General features: G+C 42.7%; 22 protein-coding genes. 6 read left to right on the forward strand and 16 right to left on the reverse strand.

All coding sequences use genetic code 11. The annotated features are described in order from the left end of the window. Positions 1-256 precede the first annotated feature (256 nt). The 6 genes from B3E92_RS09800 to B3E92_RS09825 all read right to left on the reverse strand — a co-directional run bounded on the left by B3E92_RS09800 (position 257) and on the right by B3E92_RS09825 (position 6,793). Entirely contained in the window at positions 257-1,423 is a 1,167-nt protein-coding gene (locus B3E92_RS09800; RefSeq protein ID WP_286896461.1) for an alpha-hydroxy acid oxidase, read from the reverse strand. A gap of 99 nt (positions 1,424-1,522) precedes the next feature. Then, complete coding sequence (locus B3E92_RS09805) at positions 1,523-2,293, reverse strand: SDR family NAD(P)-dependent oxidoreductase (protein WP_286896464.1); 771 nt, start codon at positions 2,291-2,293, stop codon at positions 1,523-1,525. A 57-nt stretch (positions 2,294-2,350) separates the two neighbouring features. Next, positions 2,351-3,994, reverse strand: coding sequence for a sodium:solute symporter (locus B3E92_RS09810; RefSeq protein WP_286896466.1), 1,644 nt, complete (start codon positions 3,992-3,994; stop codon positions 2,351-2,353). A gap of 9 nt (positions 3,995-4,003) precedes the next feature. Beyond that, a complete protein-coding gene (locus B3E92_RS09815) occupies positions 4,004-5,224 on the reverse strand; it encodes an enolase C-terminal domain-like protein (protein ID WP_286896469.1) in 1,221 nt (406 codons plus the stop codon). A gap of 48 nt (positions 5,225-5,272) precedes the next feature. Continuing rightward, the gene (locus tag B3E92_RS09820) at positions 5,273-6,319 is read right to left on the reverse strand and encodes an alpha-L-fucosidase (RefSeq protein WP_286896470.1); all 1,047 of its coding nucleotides are present in this window, start codon (positions 6,317-6,319) and stop codon (positions 5,273-5,275) included. A gap of 45 nt (positions 6,320-6,364) precedes the next feature. Then, a complete protein-coding gene (locus tag B3E92_RS09825; protein ID WP_286896473.1) occupies positions 6,365-6,793 on the reverse strand; it encodes an L-rhamnose mutarotase in 429 nt (142 codons plus the stop codon). 186 nt (positions 6,794-6,979) lie between these two features. On the opposite strand from B3E92_RS09825, the gene B3E92_RS09830 reads away from it, so the two are divergent. Beyond that, the gene (locus B3E92_RS09830) at positions 6,980-7,858 is read left to right on the forward strand and encodes an AraC family transcriptional regulator (RefSeq protein ID WP_286751832.1); all 879 of its coding nucleotides are present in this window, start codon (positions 6,980-6,982) and stop codon (positions 7,856-7,858) included. Positions 7,859-7,881: 23 nt separating this feature from the next. Here the strand turns inward: B3E92_RS09830 and B3E92_RS09835 are convergent, their stop codons facing one another. Then, complete coding sequence (locus tag B3E92_RS09835) at positions 7,882-9,396, reverse strand: FAD-dependent oxidoreductase (RefSeq protein ID WP_286896474.1); 1,515 nt, start codon at positions 9,394-9,396, stop codon at positions 7,882-7,884. Between the two features lie 218 nt (positions 9,397-9,614). Between B3E92_RS09835 and B3E92_RS09840 the strand changes: the two genes are divergently transcribed. Both B3E92_RS09840 and B3E92_RS09845 read left to right on the forward strand, forming a co-directional pair. Further along, complete coding sequence (locus B3E92_RS09840; protein ID WP_286896475.1) at positions 9,615-10,388, forward strand: SDR family oxidoreductase; 774 nt, start codon at positions 9,615-9,617, stop codon at positions 10,386-10,388. A 68-nt stretch (positions 10,389-10,456) separates the two neighbouring features. Continuing rightward, positions 10,457-10,948: a low affinity iron permease family protein gene (locus B3E92_RS09845; RefSeq protein WP_286896477.1), complete on the forward strand. Its 492-nt coding sequence runs from the start codon at positions 10,457-10,459 to the stop codon at positions 10,946-10,948. 71 nt (positions 10,949-11,019) lie between these two features. Here B3E92_RS09845 and B3E92_RS09850 read toward each other — a convergent pair whose 3' ends face one another. The 3 genes from B3E92_RS09850 to B3E92_RS09860 form a co-directional block, all read right to left on the reverse strand. After that, positions 11,020-12,012 (reverse strand): SDR family oxidoreductase, encoded by a 993-nt coding sequence (locus B3E92_RS09850; RefSeq protein ID WP_115048624.1) that lies wholly within the window; start codon positions 12,010-12,012, stop codon positions 11,020-11,022. 84 nt (positions 12,013-12,096) lie between these two features. Further along, positions 12,097-12,327: a hypothetical protein gene (locus tag B3E92_RS09855; protein WP_046676326.1), complete on the reverse strand. Its 231-nt coding sequence runs from the start codon at positions 12,325-12,327 to the stop codon at positions 12,097-12,099. 51 nt (positions 12,328-12,378) lie between these two features. After that, the gene (locus tag B3E92_RS09860) at positions 12,379-12,975 is read right to left on the reverse strand and encodes a ferritin-like domain-containing protein (protein WP_070564375.1); all 597 of its coding nucleotides are present in this window, start codon (positions 12,973-12,975) and stop codon (positions 12,379-12,381) included. Between the two features lie 262 nt (positions 12,976-13,237). On the opposite strand from B3E92_RS09860, the gene B3E92_RS09865 reads away from it, so the two are divergent. After that, positions 13,238-13,627 carry a hypothetical protein gene (locus tag B3E92_RS09865; protein WP_286896479.1) on the forward strand — a complete coding sequence of 130 codons (390 nt, stop codon included), beginning with the start codon at positions 13,238-13,240 and terminating at the stop codon, positions 13,625-13,627. Positions 13,628-13,690: 63 nt separating this feature from the next. Here B3E92_RS09865 and B3E92_RS09870 read toward each other — a convergent pair whose 3' ends face one another. Next, positions 13,691-14,344 (reverse strand): response regulator transcription factor, encoded by a 654-nt coding sequence (locus B3E92_RS09870; protein ID WP_286896480.1) that lies wholly within the window; start codon positions 14,342-14,344, stop codon positions 13,691-13,693. A 465-nt stretch (positions 14,345-14,809) separates the two neighbouring features. Between B3E92_RS09870 and B3E92_RS09875 the strand changes: the two genes are divergently transcribed. Both B3E92_RS09875 and B3E92_RS09880 read left to right on the forward strand, forming a co-directional pair. Continuing rightward, on the forward strand, positions 14,810-15,418 hold the full coding sequence (locus B3E92_RS09875; RefSeq protein WP_286896482.1) for a DUF4142 domain-containing protein: 609 nt from the start codon (positions 14,810-14,812) through the stop codon (positions 15,416-15,418). Positions 15,419-15,494: 76 nt separating this feature from the next. Continuing rightward, a complete protein-coding gene (locus B3E92_RS09880; protein ID WP_286896485.1) occupies positions 15,495-15,995 on the forward strand; it encodes a hypothetical protein in 501 nt (166 codons plus the stop codon). A gap of 6 nt (positions 15,996-16,001) precedes the next feature. On the opposite strand, the gene B3E92_RS09885 is transcribed toward B3E92_RS09880, so the two are convergent. The 5 genes from B3E92_RS09885 to B3E92_RS09905 all read right to left on the reverse strand — a co-directional run bounded on the left by B3E92_RS09885 (position 16,002) and on the right by B3E92_RS09905 (position 20,024). Further along, positions 16,002-18,143: a mechanosensitive ion channel family protein gene (locus tag B3E92_RS09885; protein WP_286896487.1), complete on the reverse strand. Its 2,142-nt coding sequence runs from the start codon at positions 18,141-18,143 to the stop codon at positions 16,002-16,004. A 31-nt stretch (positions 18,144-18,174) separates the two neighbouring features. Next, the gene (locus B3E92_RS09890) at positions 18,175-18,381 is read right to left on the reverse strand and encodes a hypothetical protein (protein WP_046676320.1); all 207 of its coding nucleotides are present in this window, start codon (positions 18,379-18,381) and stop codon (positions 18,175-18,177) included. A 162-nt stretch (positions 18,382-18,543) separates the two neighbouring features. Then, a complete protein-coding gene (locus B3E92_RS09895) occupies positions 18,544-18,780 on the reverse strand; it encodes a hypothetical protein (protein WP_286751822.1) in 237 nt (78 codons plus the stop codon). 25 nt (positions 18,781-18,805) lie between these two features. After that, on the reverse strand, positions 18,806-19,477 hold the full coding sequence (locus B3E92_RS09900; protein WP_286896489.1) for a DUF6766 family protein: 672 nt from the start codon (positions 19,475-19,477) through the stop codon (positions 18,806-18,808). Between the two features lie 61 nt (positions 19,478-19,538). Next, on the reverse strand, positions 19,539-20,024 hold the full coding sequence (locus B3E92_RS09905) for a DUF421 domain-containing protein (protein ID WP_112374749.1): 486 nt from the start codon (positions 20,022-20,024) through the stop codon (positions 19,539-19,541). Positions 20,025-20,122 lie beyond the last annotated feature (98 nt).

Below are 20,122 nucleotides of genomic sequence, written 5' to 3' on the forward strand. Positions count from 1 at the left end.
AAGCACTGAACAAGCACTGAACGAGCACTGAACAAGCACTGTTAAAATCGCGAATTTGGCCACCGATTGATCTCCGTTTGCTATATCGAAAACTTAATCATATTACATCAAAGCCAACTAGCTTTTATGTCAAACTATAAAACAAAAAATGTCTCCTACATTTGCTTCATACAAACATAAGAGACATTCTCTTCTTTCTATGGTAGGCCTGATTCCCACCTCAACGCTGGATCGAAAACTCGACCTGCTACAACGGTTACAGGACAGCCTGTAGACGTTGCGGCAAATCTTCAATCTTTGAAAGACTCAATTGCTTCATAACCTGATACAAATGTGTCTTGAACATATTGATTGTATGTTCCCCTCCTTCATTGCCCAATGCGCCAACGCCATACATAAATGGTCTTCCCATAAAATTGAAATCTGATCCAACGGCATGTGCCCGAGCTAGGTCAACTCCCGATCGAATACCACCATCTAACATGATTTTTATTTTCTTTTTGTATTCTGGGTTGCCCGCCAAATGGATCAATGAATTGATCGAAGATTCACTTGCGTCGAGCTGTCGTCCACCGTGATTGGATACGATAACTCCATCCACGCCTAACGCGATAGAAGCCTGCATATCTTCATCGGTGGCAATCCCTTTAAGTACTAAAGGCCCTTTCCAAAGATCGCGAATAGCTTTAATTTTCTCAACATCTACCTTACCGGTAAATGTTCTATTCATAAACTGTCCCAGCTGCGCTAAATCAAGACCTTTTTCCATATAAGGCTTCAATGTTGCAAAAGAAGGAATTCCATGTCTTAATGTTTCTATCCCCCAAGTCGGACAGGCAAAGGTTTGCAAGATATTGGCGATACTCATTTTAGGCGGCATAGACAATCCGCTTTTTATTTCACGATAACGAAGTCCAAAAGCAGGCACATCCACCAAAACTACCAATACAGGGCATTCAACAGCCTCCAGACGTTTAATAATATCATCCCGCAACCTGTTTTCCGTAGGATGATAGAGCTGAAACCAGGCTTTCCCATCAGACACCTCGGCAATACGTTCAATGCTACTTGTTGATACTGTACTCAAAATATAGGGAATATCATTTTTTGCTGCCGCTTTCGCAAGAATTTCCGGCGCATTCGGCCACATCAATCCCTGAAGTCCAATAGGCGAAACACCAAAAGGTGCACTGTAACGACGACCGAATAATTCAACAGATAAGTCTATTTCTTCACTCGCAAGCAGATATTGCGGCTTCAACAGAATATTATCAAAATCATTCTCATTTCTGGCAAGGTTCAATTCTTCATTTGCACCTCCGGTCAGATAATCAAATGCAAATCGGGGAATCCTTTTCTTCGCTTTAATCTTTAGATCTTCAACAGAAGGATAACGTGTATTATATATAAATTTCTGGCTCATGATTGATGTATTATTTATAAACAGTCTATGACTGCGCGCCAAACTTAGAAAAATTGCATTTCAAATGCAAGCTAATTGTAGCTAATATAAAAAAATCTGTCATACATTTCTGCGATACCCCAATTCAGCACCACCACTTACAGGTAGATTTACCCCTGTGATAAAGCGTGCTTGGTTTGACAGTAGGAACACACAGGCATCGGCAATGACATCGCCCTCAGGACAGTATCCCAGCAAATGAATATCCTTCAAAAAGTCAAAAACCTGTGTCGGATGCGCTTGCTCCAGTGTCCATTTGTTGAGCATGGGGGTCATAACAGCTGCAGGCATAACCGAATTGACACGTATGCCGACAGACGCATAGTCTATGGCCATCGATTTTGTCAACGCATTGATAGCCCCTTTTGTGGCAGCATATGCCGCATGGTTCTCCTGGCCTATTTCCCCTACTAAGCTACTCGTATTTAGAATACAACCGGCAGATTCCTTTAAATGGGGGTAGCCATACCGTGTAGTCAAAAGAACACTTTTCATGTTGGTATCCAGTAACCTTATCCATTCATCGTCCGTCGTTTCATGCAAAGGTTTTGATGGACTTGCCAAGCCAGCATTGTTATGGATTGCATCAAGCCGCCCAAAAACAGCAACGGTCTTTTGGATAGCTGATTCAACTTCCCTGGCCTGCGTGACATCCGCACAGATGCCCATATGTGGTGCCCCGATCAGTTCAGCTGTTTCATCCACAGATGCTTGATCGAGACCAACAAAGGCAACCTTTGCCCCCGCTTTGACATAGGCTTTTACACATTCCAAACCGATACCAGCACTTCCTCCGGTAACCAATATGATTTTATCTTCTAAGATTTTCACGTTCTATTATTCTTGTATTTAGCATCAAGTTCCAAAGCATTGGAACAAATTAAAAAATCAGTTGAAAATTACATATAAAATCACGACAATAGCGAGTAGCAATGTCGACAAAATGCGGTAACTCCCGATACCCGACCAGGCTTTACCCCGAAGTGGGTCCATGGGATTCTTCCAATACAAATCCCGACTTTGTGCAGTGTGCTGCACGGGATACTTATACGATAATAATACCTGAAGTACCATACAGATCAAAAACAGATAAAAAGCCATCATCATAAATGGAGTCTGACCTATCCACGAGTCAGGCAGCAGCTTGTTCAGTAAAAATACGGCAACCCCCAAAACAGAACCTATCCACAAGGTAAGTTTTGCAGCTATTGCCGATGCCCCTTTCCAAAACACACCTAAAAGAAATACGCAGGTTATTGGTGGCGCAATGTGTGCTATCACATCATTTATGCCGTAGAAAATACTCTCATAGCGATCCAGTAGTGGTAAAAGAGCCAAGGAAAATCCCATGGCAATAACTGCAGCAATTTTCCCGATACGAATCAACTGACCATCGGAAGCGGCAGGTTTCCGCTGTCTAAAGATATCGTAACTCACCATGGTCGATATCGAATTTAGCGCACCCGATATCTGGCTCATTAAACCCGACAGGAGCGCTGCGACCAAAACACCGATCAATCCGGAAGGCAAAAGTTGTGTAATCATAAGTGTATAGATACCTTTTGAATTGACCTGCCCTTGATGGTCCACGCCGAGACTGCTTAAATCCAATTGACCTGTTCTAAACAAAGTATACGCAAATAGGCCTGGAAGCACAAAAATAAAAACAGGCAAGATTTTTAGAAAACCACAGAAAAGAGCACCCACACGTCCATGGTTTTCATCTTTCGCCCCTAAAACACGCTGAACAATGGTCTGATCGGCACACCAGTACCAAATACCCAAAATCGGATAGCCAAACAAAACGGCATACCAAGGCATTCCACTTCCATCGTTACTCCCACGAAGCATGGAAAGACGATCAAGGGCATTGTCCTGTTCCAGTACAGCTTTCATTGGCGTCCAACCGCCCATCTTGTCAAAAGCCGCAAAACTGATAATGAAAGCCCCCGCAAGCAACACAATTGTCTGGATAGATTCCGTCACCACAACAGCACGCAATCCGCCCAAAATCGTATATATTCCAGTTATCACACAGATTACTGTAATACTTAAATACATATTAAATCCAAAAAGTGTGCGCAGCACAATCCCTCCGGCCAACATCGAAAAAGCGATATGAATAACAATTGCCGATAGTATAGAGATAAACGTAAGCCAATCTCTGCTGGCACGATCATAGCGCCGTTCCAGAAAGTCGGGCAAGGTGGCAACACCCGACTTGAGGTAAAATGGCACAAAAAAAAGCGCCAGTAAGATTAAAGTAAAGGCCGCCATCCATTCAAAGTTACCATTAAGCAAACCGGTATCGAATCCGCTCTGTGCCAAACTGACCAGATGGACTGTTGAAATATTGGTTGCAAAAAGCGCTAGTCCAATGGCTGGCCAACGAAGTGTCTTTCCAGCCAAAAAATACCCCTCTGCACTTGTTTCCTTGACTTTCTTAAATCGCACCGATCCTGCCAATACGCCGACAACTAAAATCAACAGTATATAAAAGATGGCGATACCTAAATCTAAATTTCCTAACATAATGTCAACTTATAACAAATCACAACTGCTTCCCACATCCATTGGGGTACGATAAACGCCGCTCTCTATCGCCACTGGGTGTACAAAATGAGACTTTAGATGCGGAATATGCTCCAAAAACAAAGCCTCATGTCCCAAGCTTATGTGGTTAAATAAAACCAGGTGCTGATGGAGCTGCCCCATGTCCCCAACATGTGGTACAACAGGGATATTATATTTTCGACAAAGTAGACTCACGGATATAAACTCGCTTACGCCACCAACGCGAACAGCATCGACCTGTACAAATCCCGTCGCACCCATTTGAAGATAATTTTTAAACAAAATGCGGTTCGGCACATGCTCACCCATGGCAACTTTTATCGGCGCAATATGTTCGGCCAAGCGTTTATGACCAACAATGTCGTCCGGGTGTGTCGGCTCCTCTACCCAAAACGGGTTCATCTCTTTAAGCTCTTGACAGATGGATAGCGCCTGCGGCAGCGTCCATTGCTGATTCGCATCGAGCATTACTTTAGCTTCATCACCAGCAACCTCACGCACGATATGCGCACGACGAATATCCCGCAAGGGATCTTCACTGCCCACTTTGAGCTTCATTGCGGAGAAGCCGTTTTCTAAAGCACGCTTACAATTCTCCCGTACCTTTTCATCAGAATAGTTAAACCAGCCTACTGACGTATCATAGCCCACATAGCCCTTTTCAATAATCCCCATTCTTTTATGACCTGTAGCCATATTTGACTCCAGTAAGCTGATGGCCTCCGCCTTTGTCAACTCATCTTCCAAATAGGAAAGATCCAGCGTATTGACAATCTCTTCGGCGCTGAGCTCGGTTAACAATTTCCAAAGTGGAACTCCTCTCGTTTTAGCCCAAAGATCAAAACAGGCATTTGTTACCGAAGCTAAGGCCAAATGAACAACCCCTTTATGTGGACCCAACCAACGATACTGCTGTTCATTGCTCAACCTATTAAACAATTGACCAAAATCTGCCATAAGATCCTCAATTGGAATCCCTTTCAGTCGTTCGGCATAAAAAGCTGCGGCACGACAGACCAGCTCGTTCCCTGCACCCAGTGTAAAAGCCAGACCTGTCCCAACGCGCCCCTTATCATCGGCCAATCGGGTCACTGCATAAGAATAGATCGGATCTTTGTGTATCGCATCACTGCCTGCACCTGTAGCCAAAGGAAATCTTCGATCCTGAATATCAAACGTCTTTATCATAAAATCTTAACGTGCTTATTTTTAGTATTTAGGTTAATCTATTTTGAATTATAACTTTAATTTCTCTTTTAATTTGCGTAAAATGTCAACATCCGAATCCTTTATGCGTCCCATTCGATTGGGACCAACGTTTAAGATCAGGATATTGTCTTGCGCAGTTGCGGTCTGATAAATCCCCGCAAGTTCTTCCAAAGACTTATACTTCTTGTCTGTCGTGTTATAGAACCAGCGTTCTCCAAGTACCACTGTTGTCTCAAAAGGCATATAGTAAGTGTTCCCCTGTGCCATAAAAAGCTTAGGGTCAGGATCGACCGGAAGATAAGGGTCGCCTAGCCTAAAGTCACTTGGAAAATAACGTATTGGGTAATAATTCTGCTGGTCTTTCGGCAAAACAATGTGTTTGTCCGTATTCTCAGGCGATCCGATGCTCCAGTTTATACCAATTTGACATCCAGGAACCTTTTTCTTGATTAAATTATAGATCTCCTGCGTGGGCCATCGATAATTCTCTTTTTCCCAGCCTCCATCCAGCCAAAGCTCAACGATATCCGTATACTTTTTGGTCACATCCACCAGCTCATTGAGCTGGTTCAACATATATTGATTATAGGCTGCATCTGCAGACCTGTCTTTAACATTGGGGTTCTGCTTTCGGTCCCATAAAGAATAATACAAGCCGAGGCGCATTCCCTGTTTGGCGCATTCTTTAGCCAGCTCCAGTACAACATTTGTTGCGTTCGAAGAGTTCGCTACATCATAATCCGTATACTTGCTATCCCATAAACAAAAACCCTCGTGGTGTTTCGTTACCAAAATCATGTACTTCATCCCGGCTTCCTTTGCTGTCGAAACCCATTGTTTAACCTCAATTGCTGATGGAGCATATGTGCTGGCGGGTTTAGATCCGTCTGTCCACTCCTGATCATGAAATGTATTCATGCCAAAATGAACGAACATGCCATATTTTCGGTCAATCTGCGCCCGCTGATATGCATTGGGCCGTACCGATGGAACAGGTACAATAGCCTTTGTTTGAGCACCGACATGTATACCTAAAACAGCGAGTGCCAAACTAAATAATATTTTTTTTCTCATGGCTACATTCTATTGGTTATTACTGCGTTTATTAATTTTCTTTCTTTAGTCCGTATGGAATACTTCCGCCATACCAGACCAAATCTCCCCTTTCTCCTGTGCATCGGACAAGGGTTGCTGACAAGGATCCGTTTCCTTCCACCAGCGCTGTGTCTCTGGATCGGAAGCCATTTTTTGCATATCAAGCTTGATATTTTGTCCTGCATATTCAAAATAGCTGAAAAGAAAAAATTGACCATCTATCTCCTTCAAAAAAATAGAATAATTGCGGATATGACATGCCTTGATCTTTCGAAGTACTGAGGGCCAAACTTTGGCATGAAGCTTTTTATAATACGCTACTTTCTCGGCTTTCAATCCTGTTATGGATGCATAGCGAGTCACGGAGCGACTGCTCTCTGTAGACCGGAAGGCTGTTGTACAGAGTACGACCAAGACGATCACAAGGATGTAAGGATACAATTTAGGATACATAAGTTCTGCGTTATTGTATAATTATACGTAGTTGTATAGTACTACTAAATTACGCGCTTAGCAGGACGGAGACTACTGCTAGATTGCTCATTTCTCCCACTATATTAACAATTTTACACATGTTTACTTATTTTTAAGGCAAAATAGGCTATATTGCCTGTTCTTAATTTAAAAATAACCAAACACATGAAACCTGTTTTCGCCAAAATTTTGGAAGGTGCAGCTATCACAACTTTTGCGACCAAAGATGTGCAACGCCCATTCTTCTCAACCGAATTTCATTTTCATAGCGCCTGCCAGATGACCTATATTGTGGAAAGTGAGGGAAAGCGGATTATTGGCGACAATGTGAGTAACTTTGTTTCCGATGAACTTACTTTTGTAGGACCTGATCTGCCACATGTCTGGCACAATAACACGATAAATTGCGCAGGCTCTACTATTGCGGAGACAAAAACTTCCCGTTCTTTAGCCTTGTATATAGAACCTAAATTAATGATTAAACTTTTAGGGCATTTCTTTCAAACACACAAAGTCGAAACCTTCTTTTCGGTCTCCAAACGCGGTCTCCTATTCCGTGGCGCAACAAAGGAACAATTGAAGGTAAAGCTAAAAAAGATCGTACAGCTGGATTATGGCTTTGAAAAAACTATTTTGTTACTAGAGATTATCGAATTGATGTTATCGACAGATGAATTTGATTACATTTCCAGCGCTGGATACACCCACAACTATAGCCCTATTGACAATAGTAAAATTGACAGCATCTTTAAATTCGTATTTAACAACTATACCGGAGAAATTCAATTGGATCAAGTTGCGCAGCTCGCTAATATGTCAAAACACTCCTTTTGCCGTTATTTCAAATCCCGTACGCAGAAAACCTTCGTCCAATTTGTCAATGAGGTTCGCATCAGTGAATCCTGTAGATTGATTGTCGAAAACAAGCATCAAATCACACACATTGCTTATGCCTGTGGCTTCAACAGCCTTTCAAACTTCAATAAAATTTTCAAATCAATTAAAGGGATCACGCCAAGCCAATATAAGTCCCAGATATGTTAGAAAAGCGTCAAAACAAAGTTGCACTAATCAAAATTGACACGACCAAGATCTACACTAGCAGGACCATTCAAAAGCTTTCCATTCATTCCGAACCGTGAACCATGACAAGGACAGTCCCAGGACATTTCGGATGGGTTCCAGCTTACTGTACACCCCATATGCGGACAGACTGAGTTTACAGCATGCAACTCCCCTTCCATATCCCGACAAATAGCCAGTTTTCTGTCCCTATAGTGAACAATTTTACCTTCCGCTGGCTGTAAGCTTTCGACCTCCTTCAGCGTTTCAGCCGAAAATTTGTCCATGATAAAATGTTTTGCAGCATTGACACCTTCCGATAATACCTGCTGTGCGCTCGCAACAGGTTTGATGCGGCTTGGTGACAGCAGTTCAGCCAGCGGATTCTCCTTTCCTTCCAATAAGTCAGGGATCACAAGTGACGCCATTGATCCAAATGTCATTCCATTACCGCCATAACCGGTGGCTATATACACATTATTTTCATTTGGCATACTGCCGATAAAGGGTAAGCCATCGGCTGAATCATAATATTGCGACGACCAACTTGCAGTAAGTTCATCATAGTCGAAATGCTGATCAACCCAAAGTTTTAGGTCGGCAAAATGTTGCTCTGTTTGTTGGTCGTCGCCAGTTTTATGATCAAAACCACCCACGATAAGGTAATGTTCTTTATCAGATCGATGATACCTAAAATAGTGGTAGGGATCATACAGATCCGCAGCTTGTCCCAATGCTTCAGGTTCCCCATGAAGCTTTAACGTCAGGACGTAACTTCGATAAGGTGCCAGTAAAAAATTGAATCTGTTTTTGCCTGGTGGCACATGGGTAGCCCAAATGATATTCTTTGCCGTATAAACCTCTTTTCCACTCAGCTTCAATTTGACCCTTCCATCTTCATTGCTATAGGCTTCAATTCCTCGACCCGTCAATATTTCGCCGCCCTCACGACAATAGGCTTCGATCATGCCCGCAATATATCTCATGGGATGAAATTGTGCTTGTCCCTCAATGCATATTGCTTTTTCGAAAGGTATATCAAAAGGTATGGTTTCGACATAATGGGTAGGCAATCCCAATTGCTGATGGGCCGCGTAAATTTGCTCAAGCTGCTCGTTCTGTCCAGATTCTGCGCTAAAGAGAAAAAAGTCACATGTCGAATATGCACACTGTATGGAATATTTGGAAATGTTATCTTTTATATAATCTAAGACCTCAAGCGTCGCATTCAGAAGCAGCTGAGCGGGATCCTTTCCAAAATTTTCAATAATCTCATTGTAAGAAGCGTCATAAAAGTTATTGATATGGGCGGTGGTTCCTCCGGTTGTGCCAAACCCTGGATTCTCCTTGTCCAACAGTAGGCATTTTATGCCTCTATTCTGAAGTTCCTTGGCCAATGTAACACCAGTTATACCCGCCCCCACAACAATGGTATGGAAATCTAAAATGGCAGGGTCAGTCGAAAAATTTTCAATGTCAACATCCTGCCAAAAGCTCTTGTTCGTTCCGTCACGCTTCATAGTCATTATATTAAATTCAAAGAATCAGTCTTTGCTTTATTGCAAATACAACACGTCCAAGATAAGAACCATGCTATTCCACTTTCGTTTTAGCGGTTAAATACGTAAAAAAAAGAAGAAGTACGTCTTCCTTTGCGCCCCCAAACCAATGTATAAAATAGGCTGTTCCTTCATGAAATAACGAAGTGCTTCATTGCACCTTTAACACGATATACATTATGAAAATAAATGCGAAGGATTACGTCAACTCCATTTTACCGTGTTGGGTAAAAAATAAGAAAATAATTATTACTGGCGGCACCACCGGGATTGGCCGGGCGACCGCTCTACTTTTAGCCGCGATGGGTAACGATATTTTAATTTGCGGCCATCATCAAAACCAGTTGGACGATACGCTCCGTGATTTTAATCAATTGGAATGCACAGGTAAGATGGAAGGGATTGTAGTAGATCTGGCGACCGAAGAAGGCATACACATGCTCTTCAGGACATTTGACGAACAATATGATCGTTTGGATATTCTCATCAATAATGCGGCTATAGCCTTTCAGTCGGTTAAGGACGGAAGTTATTCGGATCAGGATTACCTCCTTCGCACGAATGTGCTGGCCTATTTGGCTTGTACCCAAGCCGCGTTGTTACGGATGGAACCCCGCGGAACAGGACATATCCTCAATGTCGGATCAATGAGTGCAGATGTACGCGAAGCGCAGAGTTCTGTCTATGTCTGCTCGAAAGGAGGTATTCAAGCATTTACAGAATCGTTACGGAAGGAAGCCAATCCCAAGGGTATCCAGGTGTCGCTTGTTGAACCTGGATCAGTTGGAACAGATATGCAACCTTTTTCACCGGACGAGCAGCAAGAAAAAATTGATCATTTAGAAATGCTCTATGCCGAAGATATCGCGCGTACCATAGCTTATATCCTATCTCAACCACTACGTACTTCCATCGTGCATACACAGGTTAAACCTTTGAGACAAATCATATAAGTCATCTGCGATTTTATCAACAAGAAAACAAATCCACTTAGTTGAACGTCCTTAAAAAAATTTGTGTCATGAGAAAAAAGAAAAACTTGTTTGAACGATTCTCAAACTGGGCAACGCATGCCACCGGTAGTTCAGCCGCATTTATTATCGCAACTTCGACGGTGATTATCTGGGCCGTGAGCGGCCCCATATTCAATTATTCTGAAACCTGGCAACTGGTCATCAATACAGGTACGACCATTGTTACTTTTCTAATGGTATTTCTCATTCAAAAATCCCAAAATAAGGATTCCAAAGCAATCCACCTGAAACTCAATGAACTGATAGCGTCCCATGAAGGCACCAGCAACCGAATGGTCAATCTGGAAGACTTAAGTGAAGAGGAATTGGATCAGCTCGCTAAGTTTTATGCGCACGTGGCGAAGCTCGCTCTGGAAGAAAGGGATCTCACCTGCACACACTCTATAGATGCCGCAAAGGAAAACCATGATTATAAAGTAAAGGTTCAAAAAGAAAAACACAACCGCTCAGCAGATAAAAGACCGAACATCACGGACTAGAATTCAGCTTATTGATGATAAAAAAATCCCCTTGAAGGGGATTTTTTTTGTCATGCTGTAATCGCTAATTTTTAGGGCTGTCCACCGCCGCCCGCGGCCCCATAAATTTGTCCGTTCGCATAACTTGCGTCTGCCGCAGCCAATTGCACATAGATTGAAGCAAGTTCGGCGGGTTGCCCCGGACGTCCCATGGGGGTATCACCTCCGAAATTCACCAGCTTTTCCTGCGTAGCACCACCACTCACCTGTAGTGCAGTCCAAATTGGACCGGGAGCCACGCCATTGACCCGTATGCCCTTTGGACCAAGTTGTTTGGCCAATGACCGAATATAGTTGGTGGTCGCAGCTTTTGTCTGTGCGTAGTCATACAAATCTTCCGAGGGGTCTGCGGCCTGTACCGATGTTGTACCGATAATTACAGCTCCAGGTTTAAGATGAGGCAAGGCTGCCTTAATAAGCCAGAAAGGTGCATAAATATTGGTTTTCATCGTGGCATCAAATTCCGCAGTGGTAATATCTAATATCGATGGTTTTGTCTGCTGCCGCGCCGCGTTGCTGACCAAAATATCCAGACCGCCGAGTTGAAGTACGGCGTCCTCAATCAGCCGAATACAAAACTCTTCTTTACGGAGATCTCCCGGAATAGCGACTGCCTTTCGGCCCGCCGCTTTTATCAAAGCGATGACTTCCTTCGCATCTTTCTCCTCCTCGGGCAAATAGTTGATGGCAACATCGGCCCCTTCTCGGGCGTAAGCGATAGCTGCTGCACGTCCCATTCCCGAATCGCCCCCGGTGATCAATGCTTTGCGCCCTTGGAGCCTTCCTGATCCTTTATAACTATCCTCGCCATGATCCGGCCGGGGCTCCATTTCACTGCAGAGTCCAGGCCAAGGTTGAGATTGGCTCTTGAACGGCGGTTTTGGGTATTCTTTAACCGGATTGACCGGTCTGTCTTGGGTTTGGCCCGCTGAGCGATCGGGACTTCCAATGATACTCAATGCCAAGATTCCAGAACCTATTTTACCGATAGCAGCTCTTCTTCCCATATTATCTGAATACTTCATAGCTTTTTTCGTTTTTGGAAAAGGCCCAATGAAATTGAGCCTTTTATATTTATTCTACAGATGTGTTTTTACAAAAAATGCACGTTAATCATGTCCTTCAGTTTTCACAATCTTGTTATAGATGCCCAATAGAAGGAACGGTGCAGCCCATTGGCCTACAAATAGGGCGTTTTTATCGTTCGACATGCATTTTAATGCGGCAGATACACCCATCGCCAGCAATGCTGCGCCTAAAAATACGGTGGATGGTAGTTTAGAAGTTTGATCTTCTATCTTTTTGGTGATTTCACCTTCGTTTCCTGTATTTAATGCCATAACTTAAATTTTTGATTTTTTAATAGTGTTCACGCTAGGTCTATTGTACACTTATTCAGCTTTTGAATTGAGGTTTGTATCGGCCAGCGCGCTAAGATCTTCATCACATTTCTTTTCTTCACCCAGTGTTTCAAGTAGTAATTTTAAGGCATCCTTATGTGTTAACACTTTCGCAAAAGCTGCCAATGTTCCATACGTGGCAATTTCGTAATGCTCTACCTTTTGGGCGGCAGCAATAATTGCTGCATCGCGGACAGATCCAGCTTCTGTTTCTTTCATAAGGCTTTCCGCCTCTTCAAGTAGCCCCGCCATAGCTTCGCATTTTTCGGCTTTTGCTTTCACTCCGATAAGCTCAAAACATTGCTCTAGGCGATCCACATGTGTTTCCGTTTCTGCCAGATGTTTAGAAATAGCAGATTTTAATTGTTCTGAACTTGCATTTTTCTCCATCTTAGGAAGTGCTTTCGTCAGCGCTTTTTCTGCCCAATAAATATCCTTTAATCCATCCTCAAATAATTCGGCTAGATCCTTCGCTGCCCCCGCTTCGGCAGGTACTTTTTTTCCTTCTGAATTAGCGTTTGAAGTTGCTGTGTTACCTGATTTTGTGTTTGTTTTACTTTTTTCTGCTGTTGCTGTTGTTGTTGCCATAATACTAAGTTTTTATGCTCAAACGAGCGGTTCGTCAAATAAACAGCTCTCAAACTTTTTTCGTTCGCCAGAACTGTGTAAATCCTGCAAATCACGCATATACCACATTTTATAAGTAAAAACACGTTTTTCAAAAATTTAAATGATAGCGAACAACAACGCTATAATTAACGTACAAATCATATGACAATGCGTACTAACACAGTTAACGATCTGGCAACAACAGTGGTTCATCAACAAACGATTATAAATTAAACGCAGTATGAATAAAAAATGTACAGTTCAGGATGTCCGTCCAGGTATGGCCATCCTCGCTTTAGCGATTGTAGCACAATCAGGCCCCCAAAATCTACCGAACGATATTCCGGAAGAGCATGAAGAAGAACTACCGGAAAATACACCGGATCAGGAACCCGAAATTGATCAGGAAGATTTGGAAACGGATGAAGAATTAGACTTCGCAGTTGATGCAGAAGAACCTGAAATACCCCGCCAGGATGATTTCGGTTTCGATGAGGAAATTGGTTCAGCAGGTGAAGATGAATTTCCAGAAGAAGATGAAAGAGATGAAAACGAGGGTGCTAATGATGCGGAAGGGCTGCCTACGCAACCGGTGACAACACCTTCTGATTTAGATGCAACAACCCTATAACGTGGACAAAAAAACAGAAGAACCCCGCTCTTTTTCCAGTGTCGGGGTTCATTGCGCCCTATCCTATCTTAATAACTTTTTCTGAAAACCAAAACGGACAAGTCCCGCCGTATTCTTCGAACCGGTTTTCTCAATTAATTGCTGCCGATGGCCCTCCACGGTCCTTTTGCTCAAAAAAATTTGATCAGCTATTTCCGCATTTGTATGTCCTTCCGCAATCAATTCCAATACAGACAGTTCGCGTTCAGAGATGTCGTATCGTGCCATTATTGCTGTACGATCAATATCCAACTGCGCATACTTTGATAAGTTTCGGATCAAATCAATACTTAATGCTGCACTGATATATTGTTGCCCACGTTTTATCTGCTGAATTCCGAATAAAATCTCTTCTACATTGGAATCTTTCGATAAATAGCCATCAGCGCCAAGATTTAAAACCTCCTGAACAATCTGGATATTGTCTTCCATAGATAAAACAATGATTTTTATGGCTGGATAATGTTTTTTTACTTCTTGTATAAACTGAATGCCATCCATTACCTCCATATGGATATCAGTCAGGATGATGTCCGGTTTGGCTCCCTTGAGAAATTCCAGGGCTTTTTGACCATTCTCCATCCCAGCAATTACAGTTATATCTTCTTGCGCCTCTAATATTAATTGGAAACCGGATCGTACTAACGTATGGTCATCTACCAAAAGCAACTGTGTCATAGCTATCTGTTTTTCTTTCTTTTTCGTTTAGTGATTGATTTTTGAACGAAACAGCTTTCAAGCCAAAAATGTTTTAAAAAAATAGCTCTTGGCAAATGCATACATAACATCAACGGAAAGATTTTGACCGCCGCCGCATTCTTTTTTCTGGAAAGGCGTGAGAGATGTCTCTGCTAGAGCATATAAATAATTGAAATCGCGCTATTCTTCCACGAGGGAATTAGTACGATATGTTTGCGTAAGCACCACAATTTTTGCTTTAAATACGCAAAATAGGCTCTTTTCAAACGCTACCTTCCTCGCCGCTGTTCACTTGAAAACACAACGAAAGAAGAACATATGTTTACATCCATTATTATTGGCATCGTCTTTATTTTCTTAGCATCCTATATCGTCATCAACTATAGAAGAAAGGGAAATAATACGCGAAACAGAAAAAATCGTTAACATTTAAATAATAGTATCATGAAAATCATTTTAAAAACCCTGGGAATATTACTAGCCACCCTCGCCTGTATAATTGTCGTTCAGGCGCAAGACAGTAATCCCGCTCAGCCACAGTCTGGAGATCTGGACTTTGCCAGCAAAGCCACGGCCAGCAACAATTTCGAACTGCATGCGGCAAGCATTGCTCTTGCTAAATCACAAAACCCAACGATCAAACAATATGCACAGATGATCACTGATGACCATACCGCTGCAGGAAATGAACTATCGACCATTGTAAAAAATAAAAATTGGCAGCTGCGTACGAGTGACGATCAAAATTATAAAGCCATGATCGACCAACTCAATAAGGCCGACACAGCCAATTTTGACCGCGTTTACACCGATCTGATGGTTAAGAGCCATCAAGATGCAATTTCACTTTTCAAAGATGCAAGCGCAGGCACAGCAATTACAGATGCCGACCTGAAGAAATTTGCCACCGATAAAATTCCGGCGTTCGAAAAGCACCTTGATCAGCTTAAAAATTGGCAACCTTCAGATCCTTCGATAAGTGACATGCCCATTACACCAAATGCGCCATCCCCAGCAATAAAGAATAAGGTACCAAAACCGACATTAAAATAACAACGTATTTTTTCCAATCATTCACTCCGGAGGACAAAGCCATTACGGCTCTGTCCTTCGCTATTTCATACATCACATGGAACAAACATTCGACTACATACACGAACTTCTTAATAGGCAAATGGCGCTACGTGCCAAAATTGAAGAAAGCCCCATTGCAGGCGAAATAAAAATGAGCTATGGTCGCGATTTTTATCAGGAAGAAGTGCGCTCCATGGGGTTAGCGATGATTCGCGACGGCTGGGATATGGAGGGCGAACAACTGATCCTCGATTTTGTGCATGAACACTACCCGATGCGGGTTAAAGATGAACTTACCTGGATTAATAAAATGATGCATTACCTAGCTGCTGTTACCGACACCTTTATCGATAATCTACACGCCGAGGGTTACCGTTTTTTACAGGGAAATGTGGACATGCCCAATGAACACGCGATATTCTACCCTGTCCATGAACTAGATACATTCGGAAAATTATCCCAAGAACTCGGAATGAATACCCTCGTAGATCTGAAAATACCAAATCAATTAGAACAATTGCAAGGCTGGATCTATTACCGTTCGGATAGTACATAATTTTGTTTAGGCCGAAGTCACTTTTGAATCATGAAGTGCGGCTTCGGCTTTAACTTGCTCAAGAAACTTACTCCTAAAACGTTCGATGTGCTGCACGTTTTGTATACCCACCTGAATTGATACGATATAGGCATCGGCTGTAATATCCTTTGTTAAAATTTTCATGGGCAGGCTTCTGTCGATCTCCTTAAAGCTAGTAATGGTATCTTCCAACCACTTTTTCCAATCTTCGATGCTGCGTCCCGTAACGATGGTCAACTGAAGATTCAGACGGATATCCGATTCTTCAAACGTCCAGTTGACAAGGCGACCGGAAAGGAGATCGCCATTTGGTATAATAACTTGGGCCCCTTGGTCTGTTAATAAGGTGCTCGATCGGATACCCACCTGCATGACCTGCCCTTTTTTATCAGCAAGTTCCACATAATCTCCCACTTTAAACGGACGTTCAAATACCAAAATCACACCTGAAACAAAATTGTTGATAATATTCTGTAGGCCTAAACCTATCCCCACACTTAATGCACCGACAATGACGGTCAGCTTGTCAACTCCCAACCCCAGAATACGTATTCCTATGAGGAAGCCAACAATAAAAATGACAACACGCACGAGTGGTAATAAAGCTGTTCGACGCTGATTTTTTTTCGCGTCGGGCTGATCAAGAAGGTCTTTTAAATTTTTTTGTATCCAATTTGCTGTCCATATGACTGCAAATGCTAAAAGCACATCGCCATACGTATAATTAACACCACCAATGGTGTGGGTATTATTTAACAAGCGATCCCCAAGTCGACGAATTTCACTTGTGATATGCAAGGTGTTGGCCCAGATAATAATGACCAATATACCCGCAAATAGGCCAATAATACGACGGAGTGCGGCAAGTATCTTCTGCTTATCAAAGCGATTTATAAAACGGTCTTCTTTCGAATTTTCATAAGAGTTGAGTAAATCATGAGACAGCATGTCGCGGAATGCATACAGGGAGAATGCTTGCAATAACCCTACAGCTCCAGCGATACTGCATGTACGGGCCAGATTTAGAAAACCAAACAGATTAAATATAATGGCTGCCATAATGATAATTAGCAGTAACCATCGTGAAAAGGGGCGCAGATAATCAAAAGGTATTTTTCCGTCGACCTTCCGCCTGAGGTGCCAAAGCAGGCAAATACCTGATAAATTGATCAACATGACAATAATTCGCGACATCCAACCTGTATCCAGCACTAGATTGCTGGCAAGTACCAATAGATAATAAAAAAACACATATTGCATCATCTTCAGATGCTGATTGGATAACTCCGGGCGAATCAAAAGATATAGAAAGCCGAAAATAAGCAGATAGCTCAATTCGAGCACGATCACGGGGATTCTAAGGGAAGTCAGTGGCAGGAGAATAAGGAAAAAGACCGCAAACTTGAGGACAGGAATCCACCACGGTTGATTGCGATGTAAGGGCAATGTCTCTTCGGCCCCTATGGCACGTCTGCGCATCTGATAAAGCCAATAAAAATAAATAAGGCTCAGTAGGATAAGGAGGAAACGACCATCCCAGGCACTATCGTAGTAACGCTGCGATAGTCCATCCTGCTCCAGGTTCTTTTGTATTATACTTTTCCAGTGATACCAAAAGGTTCCTTCTTGCGCTGCCTGAGTCACATTCTGCTGCTGCTCGGCCTTGTCGCCAAGGTCTTGCATGTCCAACAGGAGCGATTCAATATCACGTTCTAGTGTTGCGGCACTATCTTGCACCGCCCGCCATGAGTTGGCCGTGGAGTCCTGGGGCACCGTTTGCTTGCGCAACACCGTAACTTTTCCCTGTAGATCATGCACAGCGGGTTTAACCAGGCTGATATACTGCTTTACTTGACTGGGCACGAGCCGACCATCATCCGGCCGCTGCCAGGCCACTCCTCGCTTTACACTGTCCAATCCAGTATAATAACGATCAACCTGCGCACGCCATTGTTCCAAAAAGTTTCTCGCCGAGGCCAGTGGATTACTCGGCAACGAATCAAGAATACTGACCGAATCCTTCGATCGCTGAACATAATCTTCCTTTTGTGCGTGCACCTTATAAAAAAATAGGCTAAGCTGGATGACCAAGCTTAGCCTTAGCATGGCGCAAATTATTGGGCCCATAATCTTTTACGTTTTAAATTTGTCTTTATGTTTAATCGGGCTTAGCCGGAGAAGGCTGCCGCTGCAAAGAATCGGTGCTGTCCCGGCCAAGCGAGTCATTTATACCAACACCAACCTGCCCATCATCGGGTGTATTGGAGGAATCATAGCTGCCGTTTGCCTGATTGCCTTTATTGCTGCTATTGCCGCATCCCCATAGTCCAAGGATTGCCAATATCAATAAACTAATCTTTTTCATATGTTTTGAGTTTAAGTATGAAATTATTCGAAAAGTGAACAGTGCAAAAAAAACAACGGTTCTCTTTAGTTCGCATTTAAGTAAAAATATCTCCCTGTCGTAGAAGTACGCAACAGGTCAAACGTCTACAAACAGGTGTTCATGTTACTCAACGCTGCCTGTTCAATCCTCAGCTTTAGTTCGATCCAAATTGTCCAATGGTACAGCTTCCTGTACGGTCCCAGCCTTATTTTTAGTCGTATCTTTTCCACGGCTACGGTGAATATTGTCTAATGGTAGACCATTCTGGTTGACCGTTGTATCTACTTTCTGTTCCTTTTCGCTACTTTTGATTCTATTATCGCAAGATGTTGCTGCCACAGCTGCGAATGCGATGGCCAAATACAAATATTTAATCATAGTTTTTACCTTTTATTATTATTCGTTACCCCTTCCCCGTTTCGCTATGTGGAGCATCAACAGGCTTTGATTCAGGTGATCCTTTTTGACGTAGGAAAATGGTGAATACAACAATTGCCAAAACAGACAAAAATTCACTTTGCCAGTTCTGGAAAGTTTCAAACCAAAATTGAGGCATAATGAGGTACGTCCATGCGTCATCTACCGGTAAACCTTCAAACCGCTGTTCGGTGTTGTGCTGTCTCCTGCTTCCATAAAAGTGCATAACCCAACTCCCCAAAAAAAGTAGCGCAAAGCAAATGAATAGCGATGAACTATATAATTTCAACAGCCAGCCACCTTTTCTAACAGGATAAGGGGTATTCGGGCCGGGCTGCGGTTCACGGTCTACCTCTTCTTTTTCCCCTATTTTTTTTGATTCAGCAGAGCCCCATTGGCGTAATCCCACCGTCAGAATCACATACATCGCCATCTGAAGAAATTCACTCTCGAAATTTTCAAAAGTTGCGGATGTAAAATGTCCTGTGCCCAAATAATCAATGATGTCTAGTGGTGCACGATTGGCCTCCAGCAACTCTTCATTATGTACTTTCCAACCCGTAAAACATTGCATGCCTAGGGAAAAGACAAAAAGCGCTGCAAACACCAGGCTTAGGCCATTACGATAAAAAAAAGAATAATTTTTCTTGTTTTCCATAGCAGGATTTATTTTATTATTAAGTACATATAACTTCAATAACAACTTAACGATTAAGTATTCATGCCTTTTCCTTGAGTATAAAACTTATTCGCCCATTCGGCTCCATCAAAGCCATATCCACTTCATCGAGGTGCTTACTATTTGTCTCTAACCGCAAGCTCGTCAGTAGATCAGTACGGCTTACCCCCAACCGGTCCATCTGATCCCATTGGATTTTACCGTTCTTGTATAAAACAGCGGGCTTACCTTTTACCATATTACCCAAATAGGGAAGCCTGGCCGATACCTGGGCTAGGATTTTATTAACAATAATCATCACGAAGCCGGCAAACACGGTTGATAGAAACGGCGAAGCGCCAACTATTCCCCGCGCTAATACCGCACCTAGCATAATAATGATGACGAAATCTACTCCAGACTTTCGGCCGAGAATTCGAATTCCGCCCAATCGAACCAAAAAAAGTGCGATGATAAACATCATAAACGCACGCGCCCCCATTTGTATCATCGTCAGGTCTTCACCAGAGCCAAAAAAACTGTCCATATTTTTATACCGTTTAGATCGTTGTTATACGCCCACCTTCATCATGAAGCAATGTGCTCTTTATTTATTTCAAAATAGCCTACTTTATCTCAGAACAT

The sequence above is a fragment of the Sphingobacterium sp. UBA6317 genome (assembly GCF_002440385.1).
In the GTDB taxonomy this organism is placed as follows: domain Bacteria; phylum Bacteroidota; class Bacteroidia; order Sphingobacteriales; family Sphingobacteriaceae; genus Sphingobacterium; species Sphingobacterium multivorum.